This window comes from Mediterraneibacter glycyrrhizinilyticus (genome assembly GCF_015560805.1).
Taxonomy (GTDB): Bacteria; Bacillota; Clostridia; order Lachnospirales; family Lachnospiraceae; genus Schaedlerella; species Schaedlerella glycyrrhizinilytica_A.
This window is the reverse complement of the sequence record NZ_JADMSO010000002.1, coordinates 22,910-48,791: the sequence shown is the minus strand read 5'-3', so window position 1 is coordinate 48,791 and position 25,882 is coordinate 22,910. Positions and strand designations below refer to the sequence as shown.

Annotated in this window: 27 protein-coding genes; 2 read left to right on the top strand and 25 right to left on the bottom strand. The window is 46.7% G+C overall.

All coding sequences use genetic code 11. The features are described 5' to 3' along the window. Window positions 1-141: 141 nt before the first annotated feature. Window positions 142-606 carry a hypothetical protein gene (locus I2H87_RS02310; RefSeq protein ID WP_009267861.1) on the bottom strand — a complete coding sequence of 155 codons (465 nt, stop codon included), beginning with the start codon at window positions 604-606 and terminating at the stop codon, window positions 142-144. Window positions 607-695: 89 nt separating this feature from the next. Beyond that, the gene (locus I2H87_RS02305) at window positions 696-1,622 is read right to left on the bottom strand and encodes a DUF5688 family protein (protein ID WP_009267862.1); all 927 of its coding nucleotides are present in this window, start codon (window positions 1,620-1,622) and stop codon (window positions 696-698) included. A 224-nt stretch (window positions 1,623-1,846) separates the two neighbouring features. Here I2H87_RS02305 and I2H87_RS02300 point away from each other — a divergent pair, with 224 nt between their 5' ends. Together I2H87_RS02300 and I2H87_RS02295 are read left to right on the top strand one after the other, a co-directional pair. Further along, window positions 1,847-2,173 carry a PadR family transcriptional regulator gene (locus I2H87_RS02300; RefSeq protein ID WP_009267863.1) on the top strand — a complete coding sequence of 109 codons (327 nt, stop codon included), beginning with the start codon at window positions 1,847-1,849 and terminating at the stop codon, window positions 2,171-2,173. Further along, window positions 2,166-2,702 carry a DUF2812 domain-containing protein gene (locus I2H87_RS02295; RefSeq protein WP_009267864.1) on the top strand — a complete coding sequence of 179 codons (537 nt, stop codon included), beginning with the start codon at window positions 2,166-2,168 and terminating at the stop codon, window positions 2,700-2,702. The genes I2H87_RS02300 and I2H87_RS02295 overlap by 8 nt, the downstream gene beginning before the upstream one ends. A 429-nt stretch (window positions 2,703-3,131) precedes the next feature. Here the strand turns inward: I2H87_RS02295 and efp are convergent, their stop codons facing one another. From efp to I2H87_RS02180, 23 genes are all read right to left on the bottom strand, one after another. Further along, on the bottom strand, window positions 3,132-3,689 hold the full coding sequence (gene efp / locus I2H87_RS02290) for an elongation factor P (protein ID WP_009267865.1): 558 nt from the start codon (window positions 3,687-3,689) through the stop codon (window positions 3,132-3,134). A gap of 88 nt (window positions 3,690-3,777) precedes the next feature. Further along, on the bottom strand, window positions 3,778-4,272 hold the full coding sequence (locus tag I2H87_RS02285; protein ID WP_009267866.1) for a YqeG family HAD IIIA-type phosphatase: 495 nt from the start codon (window positions 4,270-4,272) through the stop codon (window positions 3,778-3,780). Then, window positions 4,265-5,056: a shikimate kinase gene (locus I2H87_RS02280; RefSeq protein WP_009267867.1), complete on the bottom strand. Its 792-nt coding sequence runs from the start codon at window positions 5,054-5,056 to the stop codon at window positions 4,265-4,267. The genes I2H87_RS02285 and I2H87_RS02280 overlap by 8 nt, the downstream gene beginning before the upstream one ends. A gap of 115 nt (window positions 5,057-5,171) precedes the next feature. Next, window positions 5,172-5,939, bottom strand: coding sequence for a peptidoglycan recognition protein family protein (locus tag I2H87_RS02275; RefSeq protein ID WP_117551042.1), 768 nt, complete (start codon window positions 5,937-5,939; stop codon window positions 5,172-5,174). Window positions 5,940-6,021: 82 nt separating this feature from the next. Next, window positions 6,022-6,543, bottom strand: coding sequence for a EutP/PduV family microcompartment system protein (locus I2H87_RS02270; protein WP_009267869.1), 522 nt, complete (start codon window positions 6,541-6,543; stop codon window positions 6,022-6,024). A gap of 5 nt (window positions 6,544-6,548) precedes the next feature. Continuing rightward, window positions 6,549-6,977: a BMC domain-containing protein gene (locus I2H87_RS02265; RefSeq protein WP_009267870.1), complete on the bottom strand. Its 429-nt coding sequence runs from the start codon at window positions 6,975-6,977 to the stop codon at window positions 6,549-6,551. 11 nt (window positions 6,978-6,988) lie between these two features. Next, window positions 6,989-7,351 (bottom strand): BMC domain-containing protein, encoded by a 363-nt coding sequence (locus I2H87_RS02260; protein ID WP_022152429.1) that lies wholly within the window; start codon window positions 7,349-7,351, stop codon window positions 6,989-6,991. Between the two features lie 294 nt (window positions 7,352-7,645). Beyond that, complete coding sequence (guaB, locus tag I2H87_RS02255) at window positions 7,646-9,100, bottom strand: IMP dehydrogenase (protein ID WP_009267872.1); 1,455 nt, start codon at window positions 9,098-9,100, stop codon at window positions 7,646-7,648. 283 nt (window positions 9,101-9,383) lie between these two features. Beyond that, a complete protein-coding gene (groL, locus tag I2H87_RS02250; protein ID WP_022152431.1) occupies window positions 9,384-11,009 on the bottom strand; it encodes a chaperonin GroEL in 1,626 nt (541 codons plus the stop codon). A gap of 69 nt (window positions 11,010-11,078) precedes the next feature. Next, complete coding sequence (gene groES / locus I2H87_RS02245) at window positions 11,079-11,366, bottom strand: co-chaperone GroES (protein ID WP_009267874.1); 288 nt, start codon at window positions 11,364-11,366, stop codon at window positions 11,079-11,081. 133 nt (window positions 11,367-11,499) lie between these two features. Further along, complete coding sequence (locus tag I2H87_RS02240; RefSeq protein ID WP_009267875.1) at window positions 11,500-11,826, bottom strand: hypothetical protein; 327 nt, start codon at window positions 11,824-11,826, stop codon at window positions 11,500-11,502. Window positions 11,827-11,966: 140 nt separating this feature from the next. Next, complete coding sequence (gene codY / locus I2H87_RS02235; RefSeq protein ID WP_009267876.1) at window positions 11,967-12,746, bottom strand: GTP-sensing pleiotropic transcriptional regulator CodY; 780 nt, start codon at window positions 12,744-12,746, stop codon at window positions 11,967-11,969. 92 nt (window positions 12,747-12,838) lie between these two features. Further along, on the bottom strand, window positions 12,839-14,914 hold the full coding sequence (gene topA / locus I2H87_RS02230) for a type I DNA topoisomerase (protein ID WP_009267877.1): 2,076 nt from the start codon (window positions 14,912-14,914) through the stop codon (window positions 12,839-12,841). 48 nt (window positions 14,915-14,962) lie between these two features. After that, complete coding sequence (gene dprA, locus I2H87_RS02225) at window positions 14,963-16,087, bottom strand: DNA-processing protein DprA (RefSeq protein ID WP_117550982.1); 1,125 nt, start codon at window positions 16,085-16,087, stop codon at window positions 14,963-14,965. Then, window positions 16,084-17,676, bottom strand: coding sequence for a YifB family Mg chelatase-like AAA ATPase (locus tag I2H87_RS02220; RefSeq protein ID WP_195609234.1), 1,593 nt, complete (start codon window positions 17,674-17,676; stop codon window positions 16,084-16,086). Before I2H87_RS02220 ends, dprA begins: the two co-directional genes overlap by 4 nt. A 229-nt stretch (window positions 17,677-17,905) precedes the next feature. Beyond that, window positions 17,906-18,967 (bottom strand): sulfate/molybdate ABC transporter ATP-binding protein, encoded by a 1,062-nt coding sequence (locus I2H87_RS02215; RefSeq protein WP_054703172.1) that lies wholly within the window; start codon window positions 18,965-18,967, stop codon window positions 17,906-17,908. Between the two features lie 59 nt (window positions 18,968-19,026). Then, entirely contained in the window at window positions 19,027-19,731 is a 705-nt protein-coding gene (gene modB, locus I2H87_RS02210; protein ID WP_022152436.1) for a molybdate ABC transporter permease subunit, read from the bottom strand. Between the two features lie 17 nt (window positions 19,732-19,748). Next, on the bottom strand, window positions 19,749-20,651 hold the full coding sequence (modA, locus tag I2H87_RS02205) for a molybdate ABC transporter substrate-binding protein (protein WP_195609351.1): 903 nt from the start codon (window positions 20,649-20,651) through the stop codon (window positions 19,749-19,751). A 28-nt stretch (window positions 20,652-20,679) separates the two neighbouring features. Further along, window positions 20,680-21,615 carry an MOSC domain-containing protein gene (locus tag I2H87_RS02200; RefSeq protein ID WP_117550986.1) on the bottom strand — a complete coding sequence of 312 codons (936 nt, stop codon included), beginning with the start codon at window positions 21,613-21,615 and terminating at the stop codon, window positions 20,680-20,682. 23 nt (window positions 21,616-21,638) lie between these two features. Next, a complete protein-coding gene (gene moaA / locus I2H87_RS02195) occupies window positions 21,639-22,616 on the bottom strand; it encodes a GTP 3',8-cyclase MoaA (protein ID WP_117550988.1) in 978 nt (325 codons plus the stop codon). A gap of 11 nt (window positions 22,617-22,627) precedes the next feature. After that, complete coding sequence (locus I2H87_RS02190; RefSeq protein WP_195609233.1) at window positions 22,628-23,647, bottom strand: molybdopterin-binding protein; 1,020 nt, start codon at window positions 23,645-23,647, stop codon at window positions 22,628-22,630. Next, the gene (locus tag I2H87_RS02185; protein WP_195609232.1) at window positions 23,644-24,624 is read right to left on the bottom strand and encodes an NTP transferase domain-containing protein; all 981 of its coding nucleotides are present in this window, start codon (window positions 24,622-24,624) and stop codon (window positions 23,644-23,646) included. Before I2H87_RS02185 ends, I2H87_RS02190 begins: the two co-directional genes overlap by 4 nt. Window positions 24,625-24,648: 24 nt before the next feature. After that, window positions 24,649-25,665, bottom strand: a complete 1,017-nt coding sequence (locus I2H87_RS02180; protein ID WP_195609231.1) for an XdhC family protein — start codon at window positions 25,663-25,665, stop codon at window positions 24,649-24,651. Between the last annotated feature and the right edge of the window lie 217 nt (window positions 25,666-25,882).

The window sequence follows — 25,882 nt, the reverse complement described above, 5'->3', positions numbered from 1 at the left end:
CCTGTCTGATACGTCCTCTGCCGGTCTCTGCTCTCCTTGGCTCCGCTTTCAGAAACATCCCTCTGATCCATGGATCATCCGAAAGTTTTATTGTCTTATGTAATGATTATAGCGCGTTCCTTACTATGACACAAGTCCTTTTTAGGCGATCACACGCTCTAATTTTTCCAGACGTCTCCCGTAATCTTCAACAATCTGCAACACCAGAGTTGTATTGTCGTTTTCCAATCTGCTGATTCGATAATACCGTTCTACGTTTTCTATTTTTTCATTTACCTCTCCGATTCGCCGCTCCATAATTTCCTGTAAGCGATCCACTTCCTCCAAAGTAGAATTTTCAGATGCCCGAATTTCTTTTCGCAAAACTTCCAGAATATTTTTCTCGGTTTTTTCCAGATTCTGCTGAAATTCTACTCTGAGGCTCGCGGTCTCCTTATGCAGTCCTGTCATTTCCTCTCGCAGGCTCGCGGTCTCCTTATGCAGTCCTGTCACTTCCTCTCGCAGGCTCGCGGTCTCCTTATGCAGTCCTGTCATTTCTTCTCGCAGGCTTGCGGTCTCCTCTCGGAAAATCCCACGGATTGCCTGCAGCATCTTCGTTTCTTCCATACTTCTCATCTCCTTTGTTCACTAGAATTTTAAATAATAAAAACCTTGGCATTTTCAACAGAATGTCCGGTTTCAACTTCATATCGCATCTATATCCTGCTTGAAAATACCCATTGCAGTACCTCTTTCCCCGCATCATATATATAAACATGATCACTTAGGATTTCTTCCGGATCTACTACATTTTCATTTACCTCCTTCACCATTTGATCTAATTCTTTTCTCGTAATACTTTCCGTCATTGGTACTATGATCATCTCATGTACACTGCTCGGGATCACATAATAACCGCCGTTGAGAATCTCTGCGATCTTTTTTTGCACACCGGGATAAAGAATTGCAGCCGCACCCAAATTACGATGAGAATTAGTAAGAACATACATAAATTCGCCTTTCAGATTTTCCGGATATTCAAACAGATTGATCGGTTTTCTTCTCCCAAGCTCCAATGTTTCTTCTACAATTTCCCGCATCAAAAACAACTGCGGCGGTATCAGCCTCTGCACATTTTCATACGCAAATGACAAAAGCTGTTCTTCATCCATCCCCCATACTTTTAAATGTTCATTTCGAATCAAAATAGTCGCAGTCGAACGCTCCTCCATGTCAACGATCAAATAGAACACTATACTCAGATCCAGAATCTCCCGATGAGGAATTTCTTTCAGCAAAGCTCTGTTTTTTTCAGAATGAATCAATTTAAATACAACCTTATCCCGAATCCCCTCTATCGTTTCCAGATCCGTTATATCCAATGACTTTTTGCACCTTACTTCCTGATAACATTTTAAAAGTTCATCTACAAGCTGATCCAATGTATCACCACTTTGATACCGCTGATATACTTCTTCCAGATAAAATGCCGGAGAAATATTGATTCCCGGGCTTTCCACCAGAACTCCTCTTTTTACTTCACCATTATTTTTCACCGCTTCATGCAAGCTGGCATGCATCCCTCCTGTCATTTTTAAATTCATTTTTCTTTCAACCGCGCTTAAAAATTCCTGATATTCCATATAACTCCTTTCACTTTCCCTATACGCGTCCGTCTTGAAATTAAAATGAGAAATTTGGTACGAGATGTACCGGAATTGTTGATTTAGAAACAAATTACATAAACTGATTATATCGCTTTTTCATATGAAAAGCAATCTTGATTTTCATCATCAACAAACTCTTGCATCCTATTACGGTTAGTGAAATATTTATTACAGTAACCGTAGTATTGGAGGTATCATTCATGCGGGACAATACAAAAAGCGGGGCACTTACAGAAGTGACCTTTTATATTTTGCTTTCCCTCTATACACCAAGGCATGGATATGCCGTTATGCAGTTTATTGAAGATAAAACGAAAGGGCAGCTTTTGTTAGGGGCAGGTACTTTATACGGCGCGTTGACCTCTTTAGAAAAAAAAGGTTGGATCACGCCCTATGGCGATCTGGAAAAAAGAAAAAAAGAATATTGCATAACACCTCAGGGAAAAGAAATTGCAGAAAAAGAGCTTGCGAGGCTTCATGAACTTGTAAACATAGCAGATACGATCATCGGAGGTGCATATGAGTAAAAAATATTATCGATTTTTGGGCGGTCTTTTGAATACACAAATGAAATGGCTGAACAACATGTCCAAGAAAGGCTATCGCCTTATACGAACAGAAAAAATCTTATATGAATTCGAGCCATGTCGCCCCAACCAGGTAAAATACTGTATCGATTTTATCGGACACAAATCCAAAGAAGAAGCAGACAATTATTATATGTTTTTAGAAGATATGGGATATAAAGTTTTCTATAAAAATATAAATCTTAATTACTCCATCGGGAAAATACGTTGGCGACCATGGGCTGAAAAAGGCGGACGTCTGGCAACCAATGCGACAACGTTCAACCGTGAACTGCTGATCGTAGAAAAAGCAAATGACGGAAAACCGTTTGAACTGCATACTTCTTATGAAGATAAAGCGTACTACTACAAAAATTTACGAAATCCGTGGCTGTTGATCCTGTTCCTATTTGCAATATCTGCCATCATGAAAACCTCCGTTGTTTTCGGATCACTTACCCTTATAACGCTGATTCCCGTACTCATATAGCGTCGGTGTACAAGGGGAAAAACGGTCGATGAAGAGCAAATCTAAGCCTCTTTATTGTTACTTTCACTCCGCGTACGTCTCGTCTCTGTACGCGTCGTTCAAGTACCTAAAAGAGGCTTAGATTTGTTTCTTCTCGACTCACCGACCTCAACCGCAGATAATTCGGTGATTTTCAAGGCAGACGATTGAAGCGTACTGGACGTACGCTGATTGAGGATAACGCTGAAAATCACCGAAATTACGCGGTTTGAGGCGTGTTTCCCCCTTGTACATCGACGCTATCAATGGCAGATCATAAAAAGCCGGCGGGAATCAAAAACTTCGGAATCCTGATCTTATAATGCAGGATGGGAGCAATTCAAACGAATCGCTCCCATCCTATATTAGAAATGCCTGTATTCTGACACTTCAAAAAATCACTGCCTATTCTTATACTCTGGACAGATATTCTCCTGTACGGGTATCAATCTTCAGAACATCTCCATTCTCAACAAACAGCGGAACCATAACAGTTGCACCTGTCTCAACTGTTGCCGGCTTGGTTGCTCCCTGTGCCGTATCGCCTTTGAATCCCGGCTCTGTCTCTGTAATTGCAAGTTCTACAAACAGAGGCGGCTCAACGGAAAATACGTTACCTTTGTGAGAACATACTTTTACTACTTCGTTCTCTTTTACAAACTTCAGCGCATCCCCTACAACTTCTTTGTCCAATGCGATCTGATCATATGTCTCAACATCCATAAAGTTGTACAGATCACCATCCTGATACAGATACTGCATATCTTTTCTGTCGATATGTGCTTTCGGGAATTTCTCTGTCGGTCTGAATGTCTTTTCAATCACACCACCGCTAATGATGTTTTTCAGTTTCGTTCTTACAAAAGCGGCTCCTTTTCCAGGTTTTACATGCTGGAATTCCAGAATCTGGTAAATATTTCCATCAATCTCAACGGTAACACCGTTCTTAAAATCTCCTGCTGCGATCATTTGTAATCCTCCTTCAATCGCGCGCTCTATGCGCATATGTTCTCAGCTTTTATCATTCTATAATAATTTTCTGCTTTTTTCAACCTTTTTATTTCTTTTTCAAATAGAAATGAAGCACGACCCGCTCCAGATACCGCTTTAAAACGATCTGAATCTCTTCTTTCGGATAAATCGGTTTCACAAGGATATTACGGATCCCGGTCCTTTTTGCGCCCCATACATCCGTAAAAAGCTGATCACCGATAAACAATGTATTCGTCTTATCCGTCCCCATCAGTTCCATTGCATGCAGATAATTTTTTGTAGACGGTTTGTGCGCGTTAAAAATGTAATTTGTCCCGATTTCTTCATTAAACATCTTAACCCGCGGTTCTTTGTTATTTGAAAGCAGACAGGATTCAAATCCGATTTTTCCAAGTCTTTCAAACAACTTCTTTGCGCGCTCATCCGCCGGCGCTCCATGTGGTACCAACGTATTATCAATATCAAAAATAACGCCGCGATACCCTTCCTCATATAGTTTTTCAAATGCAATCACATAAGTGGATGCTACATATTCATCCGGAAAAAATTTATCAAACATCTTTCTTTTCTAACTCCGTTAATTTTGTGATCAGTTCTTCGCAGATTTCCAGCACGGTTTTTTCATCTGTCCGAATCACAATATCTGCCGCGGCCTCATATTTTTCACGACGCGTTTCCATTAAATCTGCAATATAAGCAACATTTTTGTTTCCATTTAGAATCGGACGATCCCCACAGTCTTTCACACGTTCATACACCGTGCTCGGGCTTGCCGTTAAAAGCACGACTCTTCCGTTCTTTTTCATTTCTTTTACATTACGCTCTCTAAGCGCCGCTCCGCCTCCGCAGGAAATGATCGTATTTTTTCTCGACTGCATCTCGATCAGCAGATCCGTCTCCAAATCCCGAAAATATTCTTCTCCGTAAGTAGAAAAAATATCCGGAATGCTCATCTCTTCCCGATCTGCGATCACCTGATCCATCTCGACGATCTCCATTGCAAACATCGTACTCAGATAATCGGAAACCGTGGATTTCCCTGCCCCCATAAACCCGATCAGAACAATATTGTATGGAAACAATGTTCTTGCCTGAATCCGTTTACTGTTCCGGATGATCCGCTCAAACACATCTTCGATCTCTTTTTCATAGCGATTGTCTTTTAACTTTTCCCTGCGGATCCGTTCCTGTTTCTCTTCCTGTGCCGGCTGCAGGATCCGCATTCCGTACTCTTCTTTATAAGACATGATCTTTTCGACAATCTGATTCCGTTCCGCCAGAGCGTCAATAATCTTATCATCACACATCGCAAGCTGCTCGCGATACATTTCCAAATCGTTCATTTCTTCTCTCTTCCTTTCATGCGGGCAGCTCACTTTGGAAAGCGACGTCTGGAAATCCCGCTCTTCCCTATCCGCACATTATACCAACTTGCGCATATCTATGCAAGTATTTCCATTATCCTTTTCCTTCTCCGTTTTCTTTCCCGGCTTCATCCGAACCACCCTTTGCAAGCGCTCTCGCCACATCTTCCCGAAAGGTCTTCCACGCGTCTTCATTTTGTACAAAATAGCGAGGGCAGTCTTTTCCGGTCACATCGTAATGGCGGATCACTGCATCTGCCGTCAGATCATATTTTCTGCATAAAAATGCAGTCAGCTGCACTACGGACGCATAAGTTTCTTCTGTAAACTCTCCGGTTTCATCCGGATGACAGCATTCGATCGACACTGTATCATGATTCCGTTCGTTGGAAGCATACGCGATCTCCCATGTGGGCACACATTGGATGATCTCCCCATCCAGTCCCACCACAAAATGACTGCTCACCGATGTATCGTGTCCATCCTGCAGACCATTGAAATAATCCCGATTTTCCTGCGCTGTGCTTCCGGGATTTGCAGTATAATGGATCACAACGCCGGTAATCGGATCCGATTCGATCCCCGGGCGCGAATATTCATTGACATCCAAAAGCTGCACATCAATTTCAGGCATAGAGGCATCCACATTCAGATGACCGGATTGTCCGCTTCGTCTCCCACAGCTGTACAATATCAATATAAAAAGAAGCGCACCAAGCACTGCCAGTCCAATCTGAATACAAATGACCTGCCGCCTGTGCGCTTTTGCTGCGCTTGCAGAACTTCCTGCTCTGTATGCTCGGTTCTGCGATCTATTCTGTGATCTTTTTTGTTTTTTTCTATGATTGCCCGTATCTTTCATCTTTAGACTCTTTTCATAAAAAGCTTTTGTTTCCATCGCTCAAACCTGTCCGCAGAACTACTTTATTCATACAAAAGCCGCTTCACTCTGGGTAACTCACCCCATCCGGAAGAGGATCCCATTCATTCAGTCCCAGACTCTGCTTAAACTTCGCTTCCTCCATCGACAATTTCGGAAGATCTTCTTCCAAATAAGCGATCAGCTCATCCAGCCCCTCACGAGTCACGTTATTCACTTCAAAAATGCGCTCGCATCCGGCATTGACCATCCACTGTCTGACCATCGGAACATTGGCGTGCGGGGAATCTACTTTTGTGATGATTCCGATATAGGGTCGCAGGATAAATGCCCGCCCTCCCGGACCGAACAAATTATACGGCTCATCTGCTGCCTGTACAAGCGCTACTACATCCGCTTCAAAGGAAAAACAGGCAAGCCCCACACTGAAATGCTTTGACTCCGCATACTCTCCCGGGGAATCGATCGTATCGTCATCGGTATTCGTATACTGTGTCTTTACATAATGAAGTTCTTCTCCCTTCAGCGCCTGTGTCAGGGAAGTTTTCCCGGCTTCACTTCTGCCCATTAAAAATATCTTTTTCATGTTCCTTAACTCCTGTGAATCTCACACGTCCTAAATCCAAGCTTCTCGTCAAAAAACTTTACGACTTCTTCCACTGCGGTCTGCACCGAGCTTAAATTCCCAAGCAAAATCAACGTCCCGCAAAACCGATCCATAAATCCAATCTCGACGTCCGCGCTTTTTACCGCGATATCTGCGGCTGCCACAACCGACTCCCAAGGAGTAAAACGGATCAGACCGATGGATTCTCCCGTATGGTCTTCTCCCTCGTGCACTCCGATATGCAGCGCCAGATTCTCATAAATACAGGTATCCGATCTGCTGATAACATGTGCCATACAGACTTCTTTTCCCGGAACCCTCACCCGTGTCAGACGCAGTCTTTTCCCTTTGAGTTCTTCATAATCATTCTGAAATAACTTTTCAAGCAACGCTTCTTTCGTTATCTGAGCCATATCATTACTTCCTATCGTTTTGTAATATCACAAACCACATATCCGAGAGAATCCCTGAAATAATTTACGATCTCCGTCAATGCCGATGTCACATCGGAAATCTCCCCGGTAATGATCAATGTTCCGGTAAACCGGTCTGCAAATCCCAGATAGACATTTCCGCTTTTCACTGCAATATCCGAAGCGATCACCGCAGACTCCGGCGGCGTCATATTCATGATCCCAATTGCAGATGATCCATAATCAAGCTGCGGGTTCAGCCCCAGTTTCTGATAAATGATCGGCGCCGGACCTCCCATCACATGTGCAAATGTAATCTCTTTTCCGGCTACCGTTTCCTGTACAATTCTTATCTGTTCGCCATGATCGTTCATCTCTTAACTCTTCCTCACTTTCAGAAAATCACATACCGTTTTCTCATATAGAAAATCATACTATCAGAAGCTTTTTCTGTCAAGCTGAACCTCTATTTTTCTGTGGTTTTTTGTGGATTTTTTCTGTATTTTTTGTGGTTTCATGAATACTTTTTTCCATTCGACACCAACATCCGTGTACAAGAAGCATCTCATCTCCTGTACACTGACGCTGCCCCCCTATAAAATAAAGAAGAGCCGGACTGTAAGTTTCTTCTCACAAGCCCAACTCTCCGTTTTTATTCTGCCATAAGTTTACTCATCTACACTGTAGTTTGGAGCCTCTTTTGTAATATGAATGTCATGTGGATGACTTTCTTTCAAAGATGCTGCGGAAATCTTAACAAATCTTCCGTTCTCTTTCAGTTCTTCGATGTTTGCAGTTCCGCAATATCCCATACCGGAACGAAGTCCACCCATCAACTGGAACACGGTATCTTCCACAGTTCCTTTGTAGGCAACACGCCCCTCTACGCCCTCCGGAACAAGCTTCTTCGCATTCTCCTGGAAGTAACGATCCTTGCTTCCGTTCTCCATTGCGGAGATCGATCCCATACCACGGTATACTTTGTATTTTCTTCCCTGATACAGTTCAAATGTTCCCGGGCTCTCATCGCATCCTGCAAAGATGCTTCCCATCATACATACATTCGCTCCTGCCGCGATCGCTTTCGTCATATCTCCGGAATACTTGATTCCTCCGTCTGCGATGATCGGGATTCCATACTCTTTTGCAACCGCATAACAATCCATAACTGCGGATACCTGAGGCACACCGATTCCGGCAACCACACGCGTCGTGCAGATCGATCCCGGTCCGATTCCGACTTTTACCGCATCGACGCCTGCTTCGATCAGCGCTCTTGTCGCCTCACCTGTCGCTACGTTTCCTGCGATAACCTGAAGCTCCGGATATTTCTCCTTGACCATACGGACCGTACGCAGTACGTTTGCAGAATGTCCGTGAGCGGAATCCATAACAATCACGTCTACTTTTGCTTTTACAAGCGCTTCCACACGCTCCAGACAGTTTGCCGTGATACCGATTGCCGCACCGCAGAGCAGACGTCCCTGAGAGTCTTTTGCTGACAGCGGATATTTGATCTGTTTCTCAATGTCTTTGATCGTGATCAGCCCTTTTAAATTGCCCTCCGCGTCAACGATCGGAAGTTTTTCCTTTCTCGCTTTCGCAAGGATCTGTTTTGCTTCTTCTAAAGTAATACCCTCCGGTGCAGTGATCAACCCCTCGGATGTCATCGATTCCTTGATCTTTTTCGTGAAATCTTCTTCAAATTTCAGATCGCGGTTTGTGATGATACCGACAAGTTTTCTACCCTCGGTAATTGGTACACCGGAAATGCGGAATTTCGCCATGAGATTATTTGCATCCTCCAGAGTATGCTCCGGAGACAGATAGAACGGATCAGTGATGACTCCGTTTTCTGAACGTTTTACTTTGTCGACTTCCTCTGCCTGCTGCTCGATCGACATATTCTTATGAATGATACCGATACCGCCCTGACGTGCCATCGCGATCGCCATACGGTGCTCTGTTACCGTATCCATCCCCGCACTCATCATCGGGATATTCAGTTTGATTTTTTTTGTCAGATGTGTTGACAGGTCTACCTCATTCGGAATGACTTCTGAATAGGCCGGAACCAACAGCACGTCATCAAATGTAATGCCTTCTCCAATAATTTTACCCATGGCTTTCTTTTCCTCACTTTCTGCATTTCAACGTAAAACGAATGCCTTTATCATTCGTCCACAAACAATTGCACAACTGCAATCCAAACCGCTTCCGGACGGGCAAAGCTCCAAACTCCGTCACAGTCTCTGCGGCTGTTTTATGTGATATGGTACAAAACTTTACCACACTTGTCAAGACATTTCCGAAAAAAGAGAGCAGCTCCCGAAAAAGTTGCCCCATCCGCCACTCTGGATAAACACTTTTTCCGGGAACTGCCCCTGTATATACTGCCGGGAAAGATTACATCATTCCCATTCCGGCGCCCGCGCCTGCCGGCATTGCCGGCGTATCTTCTTTGATCGTAGATACAACAGATTCTGTTGTCAACAATGTAGATGCCACGCTTGTCGCATTCTGCAGTGCGCTTCTTGTTACTTTTGCCGGATCCAGAATACCCTCTTTCACCATATCTACATACTCTTCTTTGTATGCGTCGAATCCGTAACCAACTTCAGACTCTCTCACTTTGTTGATGATCACTGCACCCTCTAATCCGGCATTGGTAGCAATGTGGAACAGCGGAGCTTCCAGTGCTTTCAGAATGATGTTTGCACCCGTCTTCTCATCACCCTCCAATGTCTCTGCCAGTTTCGCTACCTCTTTGGAAGCGTGGATATATGCAGAGCCGCCTCCGGAAATGATACCCTCTTCTACTGCTGCTCTTGTCGCATTCAGCGCATCTTCCATACGCAGTTTTGCTTCTTTCATCTCAGTCTCTGTTGCAGCGCCTACACGGATCACTGCTACGCCGCCTGCCAGTTTTGCGAGTCTCTCCTGCAGTTTTTCTTTATCAAATTCAGAAGTTGTCTCTTCGATTCCTTTTTTGATCTGCGCAACTCTGTCGGAAATCGCCTGTTTGTCTCCGCATCCATCAACGATGATCGTGTTCTCTTTCTGTACTTTTACGGATTTTGCACGTCCAAGCTGATCCATCGTTGTTTCTTTCAGATCCATTCCCAGTTCTTCGGAGATCACCTGTCCGCCTGTCAGGATCGCGATATCCTGAAGCATCTCTTTTCTTCTGTCTCCGTATCCCGGTGCTTTTACAGCAACGACATTGAATGTTCCACGCAGTTTGTTGACGATCAGAGTCGTCAGAGCCTCTCCCTCGATATCTTCCGCAATGATCAGAAGTCTTGCTCCGGACTGTACAACCTGCTCCAGAAGCGGGAGAATATCCTGAATATTGGAAATCTTCTTATCTGTGATCAAAATATACGGATCATCCAGAACAGCTTCCATCTTTTCCATATCGGTTGCCATGTATGCGGAAATATATCCACGGTCGAACTGCATACCCTCTACCAGATCCAGTTCTGTCTGCATTGTCTTGGATTCCTCGATCGTGATCACACCGTCGTTGGAAACTTTTTCCATTGCGTCGGCAACCATCTGTCCCACTGCATCGTCTCCGGAAGATACGGCTGCGACTCTTGCGATCTGTTCTTTTCCGGTTACTTTGCTGCTCATCTCTGCGATTGCTTCTACCGCTTTATCTGTGGCTTTTTTCATGCCCTTTCTAAGAACGATCGGGTTTGCGCCTGCCGCCAGGTTCTTCATTCCCTCGTTTACCATAGCCTGTGCCAGTACGGTTGCAGTTGTTGTACCGTCTCCGGCAACGTCGTTCGTCTTTGCTGCAACTTCACGGATCAGCTGAGCTCCCATATTTTCAAATCCATCTTCCAGCTCGATCTCTTTTGCAATCGTAACACCGTCGTTTGTAATAAGCGGAGCGCCGAAAGATTTGTCAAGTACAACGTTTCTTCCTTTTGGTCCAAGTGTTACTCTGACCGTATCTGCCAGCTGGTTTACACCTTTTTCCAGTGCTGCTCTGGCTTCCGCACCATATTTAATTTCCTTTGCCATGATCAATCACTCCTGTCAATATAAATTCTTCAATTTCTCTGTCAAAAAGTTCTTTATCCGAAAAGTCCTCTATGCTTCCACGATCGCAAGAATATCGCTCTGTTTTACAATGATATATTCTTCGCCGTCAAGTTCTACTTCTGTGCCTGCATACTTGGAGTAAATTACTTTATCCCCGACTTTTACCTGCATTACCACTTCTTTTCCATCTATTGTTCCGCCCGGTCCGACTGCGATCACTTCAGCTTCCTGCGGCTTTTCTTTTGCCTGACCCGGGAGTACGATTCCGGATTTCGTTGTCTCTTCTGCCTCTAACTGCTTTAATACAATCTTGTCACCCAATGGTACTAACTTCATTGTAATTCCTCCTTTTCTTTTTGTTAGCACTCATTTCTTTTGAGTGCTAACCCATGAATATAAAATAGCACTCTGCCGACTATTTGTCAACAGAGTTTTCATTTTTTCTCCAGATATTTTTGCAGATACTTTTTTACATGTTTTTTTCGATCCCGTCACCGTCCGAGATCGTATAAAATCCATTCTCGATCCGAAAGACAAGCATATTTCCATCTTCGGAATGAAACCGTTCTTTTACAACTCCGGTACAACAGAGAAGTTCATTTCTCGTGGCAATATAACAGCGGTATTTTGCATCCAGAGAGATCGTCGTCAAGTCGTTTTCTTTCAATTCCAGATAAATGAAATCTTCCTCCATATCATATTTGAAAACCTGACACTTATGGATCGCCTCATCCAGAACCGCATCCGCTGAGATCAGTTTTACCATTCTTAAATCCGCCGGATTTCCCTCGTACATCGTTTCTCCTCCTTATCAGACCACGCCCGTTCACCGGACTCTTCCGCCTGGGTCGTTCTATATCTTTTGCAACAAAAGGGCATCAGATCCCTGATACCCCTTTTCATTCTCTTTTTTCGTTCTTTATCAATCGTTCTTTATCAAAGTTTTTCTTTTTTGATCTTTTCCAGCTCTGTAAATACATAGTCGTTCAGAACCTTGATATATGTACCTTTCATTCCGGAAGAACGAGATTCGATCACACCGGCGCTCTCGAACTTCCGCAGTGCGTTGACGATCACCGATCTTGTGATGCCGACCCTGTCTGCGATCTTGCTCGCGACAAGGATTCCCTCCGTTCCGTTTAATTCATCAAAAATATGAATGATCGCTTCCAGTTCCGAAAACGACAATGTTCCGATCGCAGACTGTACAATATGCTCTTTTCTCGATTCCTCCGCACTCTCTTCATTAACGGAGCGAAGCATCTCCAGACCTACGACCGCGGTGCCGTACTCACTCAAAATAATATCGTCAATCGAATACGTCTCATTGCATTTATATAAAAACAGCGTTCCGAGACGTTCTCCCGCAATATCGATCGGCGTGATGATCGCCTGATAACCGCCTACATTTTCCGGAGAAAATCCAAGTGTTTCCAGATTCACATTCTCCTTCGTCGATAAAATACTCAGCAGACGTTCGTTTAACATTCCATCAATATGAGAACCGACAGACTCGCCGAGCAGCTCGCCGATGCATGCAACGGACGCACATTTGCTCACGCCGAGGATCTTCCCTTTCTTGCTCACGACCAAAACATTTGAATTCAGAATCTCTGTCAGCACAGCGCATATATCGTTAAACACTACCTTGCTGGAATTATTGTTATGAAGCAGTTTATTAATCTTTCTTGTTTTATCCAGTAACTGTACACTCATTATTTTCCTCCGATTTTAAATTGTATGCAAAAATCACATCAATTCGACTAACAAACTTATGTTATCATACAATTTTTGAAATAGCAATGAAATTATTCTTCCTTTTTCATATTTTCCACATAACCGCATTTTTCATCTGCGCAGACCAGCTTATTTCCCTTTTCGACCATATAGCCTCCGCAGTCCGGACATTTTTTCTCGGACGGCTTCTGCCAAGACATAAAATCACAGTCCGGATGGTTCTCACATCCATAGTACTTTCTGCCCTTTTTCGTCTTGCGGATCACGACTTCGCCGCCGCAGAGTGGACACGGCACGCCGATCTTCTCCAGATACGGCTTTGTGTTCCTGCACTCTGGAAATCCCGGACATGCCAGAAATTTTCCGTGCGGTCCGTATTTGATCACCATATTTCGTCCGCATTCTTCGCAGATCACATCGGTCACTTCATCTTCGATCTTGACGCTTTCCAGTTCCTTTTCCGCAATCTTGACCGCCTCGTCCAGATCCGGATAGAAATTGCGGATGACTTCTTTCCATGCAACTTTTCCCTCCTCGACCATATCAAGAAGACCCTCCATGTTCGCTGTAAAATTCACATCCACAATACTCGGGAACGACTGTTTCATGATATTGTTCACAACCTCGCCGATCTCCGTCATATACAGATTCTTTCCCTCTTTTGTAATATACCGGCGCGCCAAAATCGTGGAGATCGTCGGCGCGTACGTACTCGGACGTCCGATTCCCAGTTCCTCCAGTGTCTTTACAAGCGTTGCCTCGGTATAATGTGCCGGCGGCTGTGTAAAATGCTGTTTTTCTTCCAGTGCTTCTTTCGTCAGCACCGAGTCCATGCTCAGACCGTTGACCAGCACATTGCTCTCTTCTTTTTCCTCGTCCGCTTCGGTATAAACCGTACGGAATCCCTCGAACGCCACGCGGGACGTCGCCACCGTAAACAGATAATCTCCCGCCGCGATCTTCACGGAAGTCGTCTCAAATCTTGCCGGCTGCATCCGGCTTGCCGCAAACCGTTTCCAGATCAACTGGTACAACCGGAACTGGTCTCTCGTCAGAGAGTCTTTAAGAGCCGCCGGTGTTCTTGTAATATCCGACGGACGGATCGCCTCGTGGGCATCCTGGATCTTCTTCTCGGTCTTTTTCTCCGAACTTCCTGCCGCTACATAATCGCTGCCATACGTCTCCGCAATATAAGCTCTTGCCGCAGCATCTGCTTCCTCAGAAATACGTGTGGAATCCGTACGCAGATAGGTGATGACACCGACCGTTCCGTTGCCTTTGATATCCACACCCTCGTATAACTGCTGTGCGATCCGCATTGTTTTCTGCGTTCCGAAATTCAAAACCTTTGCCGCCTCCTGCTGAAGCGTACTGGTGGTAAACGGAAGCGGCGCTTTTCGGATCCGCTCCCCTTTCTTAATATCCGCAATACGATAATCCGTCGCTTCTACTGCCTGCTTGATCTGATCCAATTCCTCTTTCGAGTGGATCTCCATCTTGTTCTTTTCCGTTCCGTAGAACTTTGCAGTCAGCGGACGACGCTCACCTTTCACTTTAAAGACAGCATCCAGCGTCCAGTATTCTTCCGGTATAAATGCGTCGATCTGCGCTTCCCGGTCCGCAATGATCCGAAGCGCCACAGACTGAACACGTCCGGCACTCAGACCACGCTTTACTTTTGCCCAGAGCAGCGGGCTGATCCGGTATCCCACCATACGATCCAGGACGCGGCGCGCCTGCTGCGCGTCCACCAGATCCATATCGATCTCCCGAGGAGCTTTTAACGATGCCTTGATCGCATTTTTCGTGATCTCGTTAAACGTAATACGGCGCATTTTCTTTTCATCCAGTTTCAGAGCCGCCGCCAAGTGCCATGAAATAGCTTCTCCCTCACGGTCCGGGTCAGTTGCGAGAAAAACTTTATCCGCTTTCTTTGCTTCTTTTCTCAAATTCGCAAGAATATCTCCCTTTCCCCGGATCGTAATGTATTTGGGTTCAAAATCATTTTCCGGATCCACCCCAAGCTGACTTTTCGGCAGATCCCGTACATGTCCGTTTGACGCAGCGACTGTATAACTGCTTCCCAAAAACTTTTTAATGGTCTTCACCTTTGCCGGTGACTCCACAATAACCAGATAATGTGCCATGGTACTTATTTCCTCCATTCGGCGGTATGATCACGCGCCTTTCTTTATTCACTCACCACAGACACGAGCACCCTCCCCGCATCTGACATAATAATTCTTTGCTTTTTCTCTGATATAGCCTTTCATTTCCAGCATGGTCAAGATCCCGATGATCTCAGACGGCGGAAGTTCGATTTCTTCCACGATCTGCCCCACGCTTTTTGGAGAAACGCCAAATGAACTATACACCAAATCTTCTTTCGTTTCAAGCACTTTTTGAGTTTCGGTCTTTTTTCCCCTCTTTTCCTCCTTTTCTACAATTCCAAGATCCAGACATAATTCTTCCGGCGAGATCAGTATTCCGGCTCCCTGCCGGATCAAAAAATGACACCCGCGGCTCAAAGGACTTCCCACCGGTCCGGGAAGCGCATACACATCTTTTCCCTGCTCCAATGCAAGGTCTGCGGTGATCAGGGAACCGCTTTTTTCCTTCGCCTCCATCACGAGCACCACGTCTGACAGCGCACTGATGATCCGGTTGCGCCTCGGAAAATTCCATGCAAATGGTTTCGTCTCCGGCGGCTGTTCCGACAGAATCCCTCCGCCATGTGCCAGAATATCCGTATACAGCCCGATGTGCTCCCTCGGATAACAGATATCCACGCCGTTTCCCAACACTGCATAGGTCGTCCCTCCTCCAGTCAGCGCGCCTCTCTGGGCGCTTCCGTCGATCCCGCGCGCCATCCCGCTGATGATCTGGATCCCGTTTTTTACCAACTCTTTCGCAAACCATCTCGCACATTCTTCCCCATAGGCAGTGCACGCCCTCGCCCCGACGATCGCAGCCGACGGTTCCTTGTCTTTGGGAAGATGTCCCTTTCCATACAATGCATAAGGTTTATCGGAAATACACGACAACCGGGCAGGATATGTTTCCTCAAACGAGAGGCTCATCCAGATTCCGCTGTCTGTCACCCGAGCCCATTCTTCTTTCGGATCTCTCTTTTTTTGCTCCTGCATAATCGTATTGCGGTCTGTCTCATTTAAGAACTTCATCCGTCCCAATTCTGTTTCTTCTATATAATAAATCGCTTCTCCCGATTTCATACATGATCGGAGCAAGATCTTTTTTTCATCCGTAAGCCCCGGTATCGATGCAAACCAATATTCAAACGCACGCGCTGTATGATTCATAAGATCCCTCCTCTGTATTCTTGATCAAATGACCGATAACCGATCGCCTCGGCTAAATGCATCGATTCGATCTTTTCCGATCCTGCAAGATCTGCGATCGTGCGGGCAACTTTCAAGATCTTATGATAAGATCTCGCTGTCAGTCCCAGTCTCTCATATGCCATTTGGATCAATGCCTCCTCCTTATCCCCTAATTTACAATATTGCTCCACTTCCCGGATACTCATCATCGCATTAAATCCTGTGCCGGAATCAGAAAACCGTCTGTTCTGTATCTCTCTTGCCGCGCATACTCTCTGCCGGATCTGTGCGGAAGTTTCCCCTTTTCTTTCTGCCGTTTTTCTCCCTGACATTTTCCCTTTTAGCGCCGCATAGGTCACTTTCGGAGCCTCCACACACAGATCCATCCGATCCAAAAAAGGCTGACTTAATTTTCCGAGATAGCCTCGTACCTGCCCCGGTGTACATGTACAGTTCCCACTTCCAAACTCTCCGCACGGACATGGGTTCATCGCACAGACAAGCATAAAATTTGCCGGAAATAAATAAGTTCCATGTGTGCGGGAAATCCAGATTTTCCGTTCTTCCAGCGGCTGGCGCAGCACTTCCAATACCGGTTTGCGAAACTCCGGCAATTCATCCAAAAACAGAACGCCTCCATGCGCCAACGTGATCTCTCCCGGAGACGGGATCAATCCGCCTCCGGTCAGCGCCGTTTTTGTCACCGTATGATGAACACTCCGAAACGGACGTGTCCTGATCAGCGGCTCCTGACCGTCGATCTGACCGACAATGCTGTATATTTTTGTGATCTCCAGACTTTCCTCCAACGTAAGCGGCGGCAGGATCGTCGGGATCCGTTTGGCGATCATCGTCTTTCCGCTTCCCGGCGGTCCTACCATCAGAAGATTATGTCCGCCAGCCACAGCAACCTCCACCGCACGTTTCACGGCGCTTTGCCCGCATATATCCTGAAAGTCCGGCTTTTCTTCTGCACACTCCCGTTCCTCTCCGTATACTTTTCCTTTGGAAACTTCCATGCCTTTTTTCTTTTGCTGTGACAAACGCCTCTTCTTTGTTCCTTTGATCCATTCGAAAGCTTCTTTTAAAGTCTGCACTCCGGTCACTTCCATCCCATCCACCAGCCTGGCTTCCTGCTCGTTTTCTAACGGGATCATACAGCGGCAGATTCCCTGCTTTTTTGCTTCCATCACAACCGGCAGCACTCCCGGAACTTTGTGCACTGTTCCGTCAAGTCCCAGTTCTCCCAGGATCAGAAGCCCTTTCGTATCTTTTTGTGCGACCGTTCCGAGAGAGGTTAAGATCGCAATGGCAATCGGCAGGTCAAATGCCGCCCCTCGTTTTCGGATCGTAGCCGGAGACAGATTGATTACGGTCTTCTTTGCCGGAAATTCCAAACCGGAATTTCGGATCGCTGTCCGCACCCGTTCCCCGGCTTCTTTCACTTCCGATGAGAGGTACCCAACCATATGAAATGCCGGAAGCCCGTTTCCAACGTCCGCTTCCACATTGACCAACTCTACCCGAAGCCCGAAAACAGCTGCAGACTGTACCGTACTTACACCCATGTACGCACTTCCTTTCTACTTTTCCTGCTTTTTACGTTATTCTCTTTTTATCCTTTTCGGATTTATGACCGACTCGGTCGGATCGTGTGAGTCGGAGAGAATTCTCCGACTGATGATTGTATCATATTCCTCTTTGATCGTTTCTGTCAAGAACTTTCTGAGCTTCTGAATATTCTTCTGATGCTTTGCTCTTCATCGATCATTTTTCCCTTGTGCACCGACGCTGCACTTATGCCAGAAACATCATACATTCTTCCGAAAGCTGCAGATGATCCGGCATTCCTTTTTCCTTTAACTGCGCGATTTTTTCCCGCTGTACAAACCAGCGGACCGTCTCCGGATCGTTAGTCTTTTTTTCCCCGGACACCGTCAGATAATACTGAACTTCAAACGGAAGCTGCGCTGTATTTTCCACACAGACCGGAATACTGTTTTTTTTCCGCTCTCCCCAGACCGGAATGAAATCGTGCGCACGATAGCCGATCCACTCACAATTTTCCGGGACATCCTTTCGTACATGCAGGAAGAGTCCCCATTCGGTCAGTTCCACCGTATGCGCATCCACACGTTTTGCCTTGAAAAAATTTTTACATCCGGTCAGTTTAGCCGCTTCTTTCAGACGAGGATTTTGAAACAGTTCTTTCGTCTTGTCCGATACAAGCACGTTCCCATGATCCAGGATCACGGTCTCTTCACAAAAGCGGTATACCTCATCCCTGTCATGAGACACAAGGATCACCGTTCCCTCATAGTCTTTCAACATGTTTTCCATTTCCCGCTGCAGATTATCTTTCAGATAAATATCCAGTGCGGAAAATGGTTCATCCAGGAGAATGATCTCCGGTTTATATGCCATGATCCGCGCCAGTGCTGTCCTCTGCTGCTGCCCGCCGGAAAGTTCTCCCGGAAGCCGTCGTTCCAGACCGTCCAACTGAAATTTCCCGACCATCTCCCGCACCCGTTTCCGCTTTTCCTCCCGGCTTCCCGAAAGTCCGGCCGCAATATTTTGTTCTACGGTCATATTCGGAAAAAGCGCATAATTCTGGAACAAATATCCTGCCCGACGATTCTGCGGTTTCACATTGATCTTTTTCCCGGAATCAAAAACAATCTGTTCACCGATCCGGATCGTACCGGCATCCGGGGAAATGATCCCCGCAATACTTTTCAAAGTCATACTCTTCCCGCACCCCGACGCTCCAAGAATCCCGATTCGCTTTGCTTCACTTGCAAACCGGATATTCAATGTGAAATTTCCCAGTTTTTTATGTACATCTATAAAGATCCCCATTTGCTGCACCTCGTATTCTCATGCATTTTCCAAAGTTTTTCTCCGCTCCTGACGCATTTTTACCAACGTTTGACCTGTTTCATGTGTTTTCCGGAGATCAGGTTCATTAAAAAAATCACGATAAATGCGATCAGGATTACGATCGCAACCCATATGCCTGCAGTCAGATAATCGCCGTCCTGAATGACCATCGCGATCTTCTGTGAGATCGTCCCCGTTTTTCCCGGAATATTTCCCGCCAGCATCGATGTTGCGCCATATTCCCCCAGCGCTCTTGCAAACGTCAGGATCGTACCGGAAGCTACCCCGGGTCCCGCCGACGGAAGCACCACTTTCCAGAAAATTTTCGTCTCAGACATTCCAAGCGTCCTTGCCGCATAGATCAGATTCACGTCGATCTGTTCAAACGCAGCTCTGGCATTGCGGTACATCAGCGGAAAGGCGATCACCGTCGCCGCGATGATACAGCCAAGCCAGGTTTGTACAACTTTGATATCAAACTGCTCGTATAAAAGGATTCCAAGCGGTCTTCTCCTGCTGAACAAAAGCAGCAGAAAGAAGCCTGCCGCCGTAGGCGGAATGACCATCGGAAGCGTCAGGATCCCATCCAGAACCGCTTTTTTCCCCGGTGTCGTATGCATGACCTTTCCTGCCGCAAAGATTCCAAGAAAAAAGGAGATCACCGTTGCCGCCGTCCCTGTCTTAAGTGAGATCCAGAGAGGACTCCAATCCAGTTCTTTTAAGATTTCCACAACCGCTTCCATAAGGTTTCTCCTTTTTCCTACTCAATCTCTGTATCAAAATAATATGCGTCAAAAACAGCTTTTGCCTCATCCGACAATATGTATGCCAAAAACGCTTCCGCCGCTTTTGTCTGCGCTTCATCTGCTTCGGTATTTTTCACCTGCGCGATCGGGTAGATCACATTGCCCGTCAGATCATACGGTACCGTTTCCAGAATGTCCAATTCTTCTTCATAGCCATATGTATCGGAATAGTACGTTGTTCCCACTTCGCAGGAGCCCTCCACAACGGCAGTCAGTACCTTGCTGACGTTATCCTGTTCGGAAATCTCAACACCCCCAAGCACCTCGGATATCTCTGCCGTTGTGATCGCGGACACATCTTCTGTTTCCGGAAGCATCCCGAGATTCACCATCGCCTGTCTTGTATATTTTCCGACCGGAACACTGCCTCCCGCAAGTGCAATACTTTCCGCTTCGCCCAGATCAGCAAGACCCGTCACGGCTGTCCCGCTATCTTTTAATGTCACCACGACCACCTGATTGTTTACGACGTCTGCCCGTGTTCCGTCCACGAGAAATCCGTCGTTCTCCAGTTGATCCATCTGTTTTTGTGCCGCAGAGAAAAACAGATCGCACGCATATCCCTCTTCGATCTGCGTCATCAAAGTTCCGGAACTGTCCGCATTATATATGATCTTGACTTCCGGATGTTCTTCGTTATACTTTTCCGCCAGCTCTGTCATGACCGTGTTCAGACTTGCCGCAATAAATACCTGAATTTCCGTCTCCTCTGACACCTTGTCCTCTTTACTTTCCGCTGTTTCGTTTTTCGCCTTTTCTGATGGCTTTCCCGGTGCCGGCTCTTTTTCTCCTGCACATCCTGTCATCCCTGCTGCCAGTGCTACAGTCAGCAGCATTGCGATCCCTTTCTTTTTCATGTTCATTTTCATGCTTGATCTCCTTTCATCAACAGTTTCCACATTCATTCTCGGTTCCCCTTAAGATTCCAAGCCCATGTCCAAGCGCAGGAAGCACATACTCAAGACTTTCTTTTACCGCTTTCGGGCTTCCCGGCAGATTCACGATCAATGTCTTTTTTCGGATCCCCGATACTGCACGGCCAAACATCGCCCGATCCGTGATCGACAATGAATGCATTCGTATCGCATCCGCAATTCCCGGCGCCATCCGGTCACATACCGCAAGTGTCGCTTCCGGCGTCACGTCACGCTCCGAAAATCCGGTGCCCCCTGTCGTAAAGATCACACTGATCTGCCGCTGGTCTGCCAGACGTATCAGCTGCCGTTCCAATCCGGATCTCCCATCCGGCAAAAGCAACGTCTCAGCCACCTCATAACCGGCTTCTTTGAGCATCGCTGCGACCAGAGGACCGCTTTTATCCTCCCGTTCCCCTGCAAATCCTTTGTCGCTCAATGTGACGACTGCCGCCGTAAACGGACGGTCCGCTGCCGGAAGCGTCATCTTCACTTCATCTCCCGGGCGCACAATGCCGCCCTTTTCCACAACGGTAAACACGCCCTCCCTCGGCATGATGCAGTCTCCCATTTTTTTATAAATTTCGCAATGACTGTGGCATTCTTTTCCGATCTGGGTCAGGACCAGTCTTGCCTCTCCGATCTGGAATGTTGCGCCGACCGGTATTTTGCGAAGATCATACCCCGCTATGATCATATTTTCCCCAAATGCTCCGAAATCGACTTCCGCGCCTTTTTCCCGAAATGCCTCAATTTTTTCAAATGAAAGCAGGCTCACCTGCCGATGCCATTTTCCGGCATGCGCATCCTGCTCGATCCCCCAGTCTTCCACCAGACGTACTTCTTCCACTTCTTTTTTCTGCGTTCCCTTTTTTTCACTGATGCAGACTGCAATGACTTTTCCCATCTTTCTCTCCTCTGCCTTTCTTTTTATCCGCCGATCTGTACCATCTTCCGATCTTCTGTGATCTCCTGAACCGCTTCAAAGCAATGCGCTTCCGGCTTTCCTGCCACTGCATTTTGAATCTGTTTCTGCAGGAGGTATTCCCCCTCTTCTTTCTTCTTCGTCCGAAGTGCGCTGCGCAGATCATATGTTTCACCATAACAGAGACATGGCTTCAAAAGTCCCTGAGCGGTCAGACGGATCCGATTGCAGCTTCCGCAAAATTTCCCGTGGATCGCACTGATAAAGCCAATGCTTCCCTGAAATCCCGGAATCTGATAATATTGTGCCGGTCCGTTCCCATGTTCTCGTTCATCCGCCGCCATTTCCGGATATCGCAGTTCCAGCTTCTTTCTGATCTCTTCATTGGACACCGCCTCAAACTGTCTTCCATACCCGATCGGCATCATCTCGATAAACCGGACGTCCAGAGGATAACGTTCTGCCAGTCCTGCCAGATCTTCCCACTCTTTCTCATTTACAGATTTTAAAAGGACGGAATTGACCTTTGCCACGATCCCGCTCTCAAGCACAGCCTCAATGCTCTCAAGCACAAGCGGCAGCTGATCCCGTCCGGTGATCTTCCGATAACTCTCCCGGTCCAGACTGTCCATACTGATATTCACCGCATCCAGTCCCGCAGCTTTCAGATCCGGCAGCTGTTCTTTTAAAAGCACGCCGTTCGTCGTAAGTGTCACCTGTTCCATACCGGGAATCTGTTTCAATCTTCCGATCAACTCTGCACAGCCAAGCCGTACAAGCGGTTCTCCTCCTGTGATCTTCAGTTTCCGGATCCCGGTTTTTGCCGCTGCTGTACAGATCCGTTCAATTTCTTCATAAGTCAGGATTTCCTCCATAGATACCAGTTCGATCCCCTCCGGCATACAATACCGGCAGCGGAGATTGCAGCGATCCGTGATCGACACGCGCATATAATCTACGGTTCTCCCATATTGATCTCTCACGCTCGTTCCCCCTATTTCCCGAATCCGCAGTTTGGAAATGTACAGACCGAACAAGACAGACATAAACCGCCCTCGCCCAGGCTGTCCAAATCTTCTTTCACAAGGATTTCATCCGCCATGATCCTCGGAAGCACAAGATCAAATACCGTACGTTTCGCATACATCACACACCCCGGCAGCCCGACGATCGGGATCTTTCTATTATAATAGGCGAGCATAAACATTGCCCCCGGAAGCACCGGCGCTCCATAAGAAACCACATCGGCTCCCGTATTTCTGATCGCAAGCGGCGTCCGGTCATCCGGATCCACGCTCATTCCCCCGCTGCACAAGATCAGATCCGCTCCGAGATCCAAAAGTTCCATGATAAATCCCGTCACCCGTTCCGGATTATCGTCGCTGATCCGATGACCGATGATCTCCGTATCATATTCGGCAAGTTTTTCTTTCAGTACCGGAGTAAACGCATCCTCGATCCGCCTGTGATACACTTCGTTTCCGGTCGTTACGATCCCGACTTTTTTATGTACGAAAGGTTTCAATTCAAAAATCGGATCTCCTTTGCACACTTCCTCTGCGCGCCGCATTTTTTCTTTCTCGATCACAAGAGGAATGATCCTCGTTCCCGCAATCTTATCCCCTTTTTTCACAGGGAAATTGCCGTGCCGGCTGGCGATCATCATCTCGCCGAGATGGTTGAGGGCATTTAATTTCTTCCGATCCACCTTCAAAAGTCCGTCACATTCTGCGATCACTTCGATTTTACCCTCTTTCACTGCTCCCGGCGACATGTTTTTATTTCCACAGAAACGATATAAAATCTCCGCCGCTTCATTTTCATGTAGCATGTTTTCATTATTTTCCCAAATATAAATATGATCCTTTCCCACGCTTAAAAGTACCGGGATATCTTCTTCCCTGATCACATGTCCTTTCCGGAACACCGCATCTTTTGTCACGCCCGGAATGATCTGCGTAATGTCATGACACAAAATCTGTCCCACCGCATCTTCCGTCTTCATTTTTTTCATAGTTCGTTCCCTCCGTCTGTGTTCATCATCAAAGTGCCGCCTTGAAATATTTCCCGAAATTTCTCGTCGCTGTATTTCTGGACGCAACGTTCCAGTTCCTCATATTTTCGGATCAGTTCCATTCCTGCTTTCGTCACTTCTGCCATACCGCCATATTTTCCGCCCTGCTGGCGTCCCACCAGTTCCGCTCCGGTTTCCTCCTCCGCCGTTCGGATCATCGTCCATGCTTTGCTGTATGAAATCCCTGTTTTTTCACTCGCTTCCCGTACCGAGCCGAGACTCCGGATCTGTTTGAGTAATGTGACCATCCCCGGTCCGAAATATGGTTTTGTATTTACAAGCTGTACTTTTACTCTTGCTCTTGACAGTTCGCTCCGATATTGCGCTTCCAGCCGATGATCTGATTTTCTCTCCCCGGCGGGTGAAACGCTTCCCACATCTTCCACCTCAATATATTCCACCTCAGCATGTGCCTCCCGGATCGCCCCCCGCAGTCCGTCGTTTCCCCGGTACGAAAGGATCGATTCCACAGCCTGCCGCCGGATTTTGACCGGATGTCCGCCTCTGTTTTGATAAGACGGGATCGCCACCTCCGCCGAACTCTTCCATAATCGCTCCACCGTTCCGGCAGAAAAGAACGGGACATCCACCGGACATACAAAAATCTGGCTGCATCGTTCTCTGCAATACGAAAGCCCCAGTCTGACTGCCTCAAACATCTCGGTTCCTTTTTCCGGATCTATTCTCAAAAACGTTACCCCAAATCCTCGCAGCTGTTTTTTCAGAGCGTCCTCTTCCTCTCCGCACACGAGGATCAGATCTTTGATCCCTGCTCTTTGAAAATTTAAAACAACCCGTTTTACATGACTCAAACCACCAACTACATCCAACGCACCCGGGGCATTCCGGCGCGCTCCGCCGCCGGCTGCCATGATCACCGCTCCGGTATCTTCATATGATACTGTCTGTCCGCTCAATAATATCGTCGCCTGCCTTTCTTCCTACTTCCGTACTTTTGCCCGTACTTCGATCATCTGCGCCGCAATACTGATCGCAATTTCCGCCGGAGTCTCCGCGCCGATCTCAAGCCCGATCGGCGTTGTGATCCGTTCCAGATCCCGATCTGTAAACCCATCTTCTTTCAACACCCGAAATACGCTTGCTTTCTTTCTTCTGCTTCCGATCACTCCGATATATGCCGCCGGAGTCCGTAAGATCTGTTCCTGAACGATCGTATCATCTTTATGTCCCCGCGTCATAACACAGACATAATCTTCCTCACCGATCGATACATAATCTCCCAGATACCAGTTTTCGATCATGCGCACGTCCTCTGCTCCGGGAAATAATTCCGGTCGGCAAAACTCCTCCCGATTCTCCAATATCACACAGGAAAAGTCTACCGATGTCAGAATCGGAACCAATGCCTGCGCCACATGACCTCCGCCAAAAATATACACCTTTCCGGAACTGTGAAGCCGCTCATAATAGTAAGTAGTCCCATCCGCTTCCACCGTTCCAAATGCAGTGCGCATCTCCTCTATGACTGTTTCCGGGATCTTCCATCCGATCTGCCCCGTTTTCTTTCCGTAAACAGCCGCCTCCCCCTCATGGATCCCGTTCAGACCGATCAGCAGCCAGACAGATTCTCCCGCAGCTTCCATTGCCCTGCAGCCCTCCGCCATCTCCTGCCACCGTTTCTCATCTGCGTCCACATAGATGAAGCTGATGTCTACATCCCCGCCGCAGACCATTCCAAGATCCCGCACGTCATTCGGAGCAAGCCGGTAATGTTCACAGACCGACTTCTTTTCTTTTAATAGTCGGTGAGCAAAGAGTTCGGATTCATATTCCACCGCTCCGCCGCCGACTGTTCCGAACACGCGCCCCGCTTCTGTGACTAACATATGAGCCCCTGCACCGCGCGGCGCGGATCCTGTGCTCTTGTAAATACTCAAAAGCACCGCACTCTGACCATTCACGATTTGTTCTTCTAAAGCATCAAATAATTTTGCCATCTTTGCACCTCTTTTTGCCTTTGATATTTCTGATTATATCATATCAGAAATAAAAAAAACAGATGTATCATATTCTTTTTTAGATTCTATTAGATGTTCTAATAATTTTTTAGATTTTTAATCGCACCTTTGGCTGTATCGAAATATGAAAATATATGCTCACAATTTTTGAGACTGGTTTAAAAATGTTCGCTTTGGGTATGGAAAAGCACAGAAA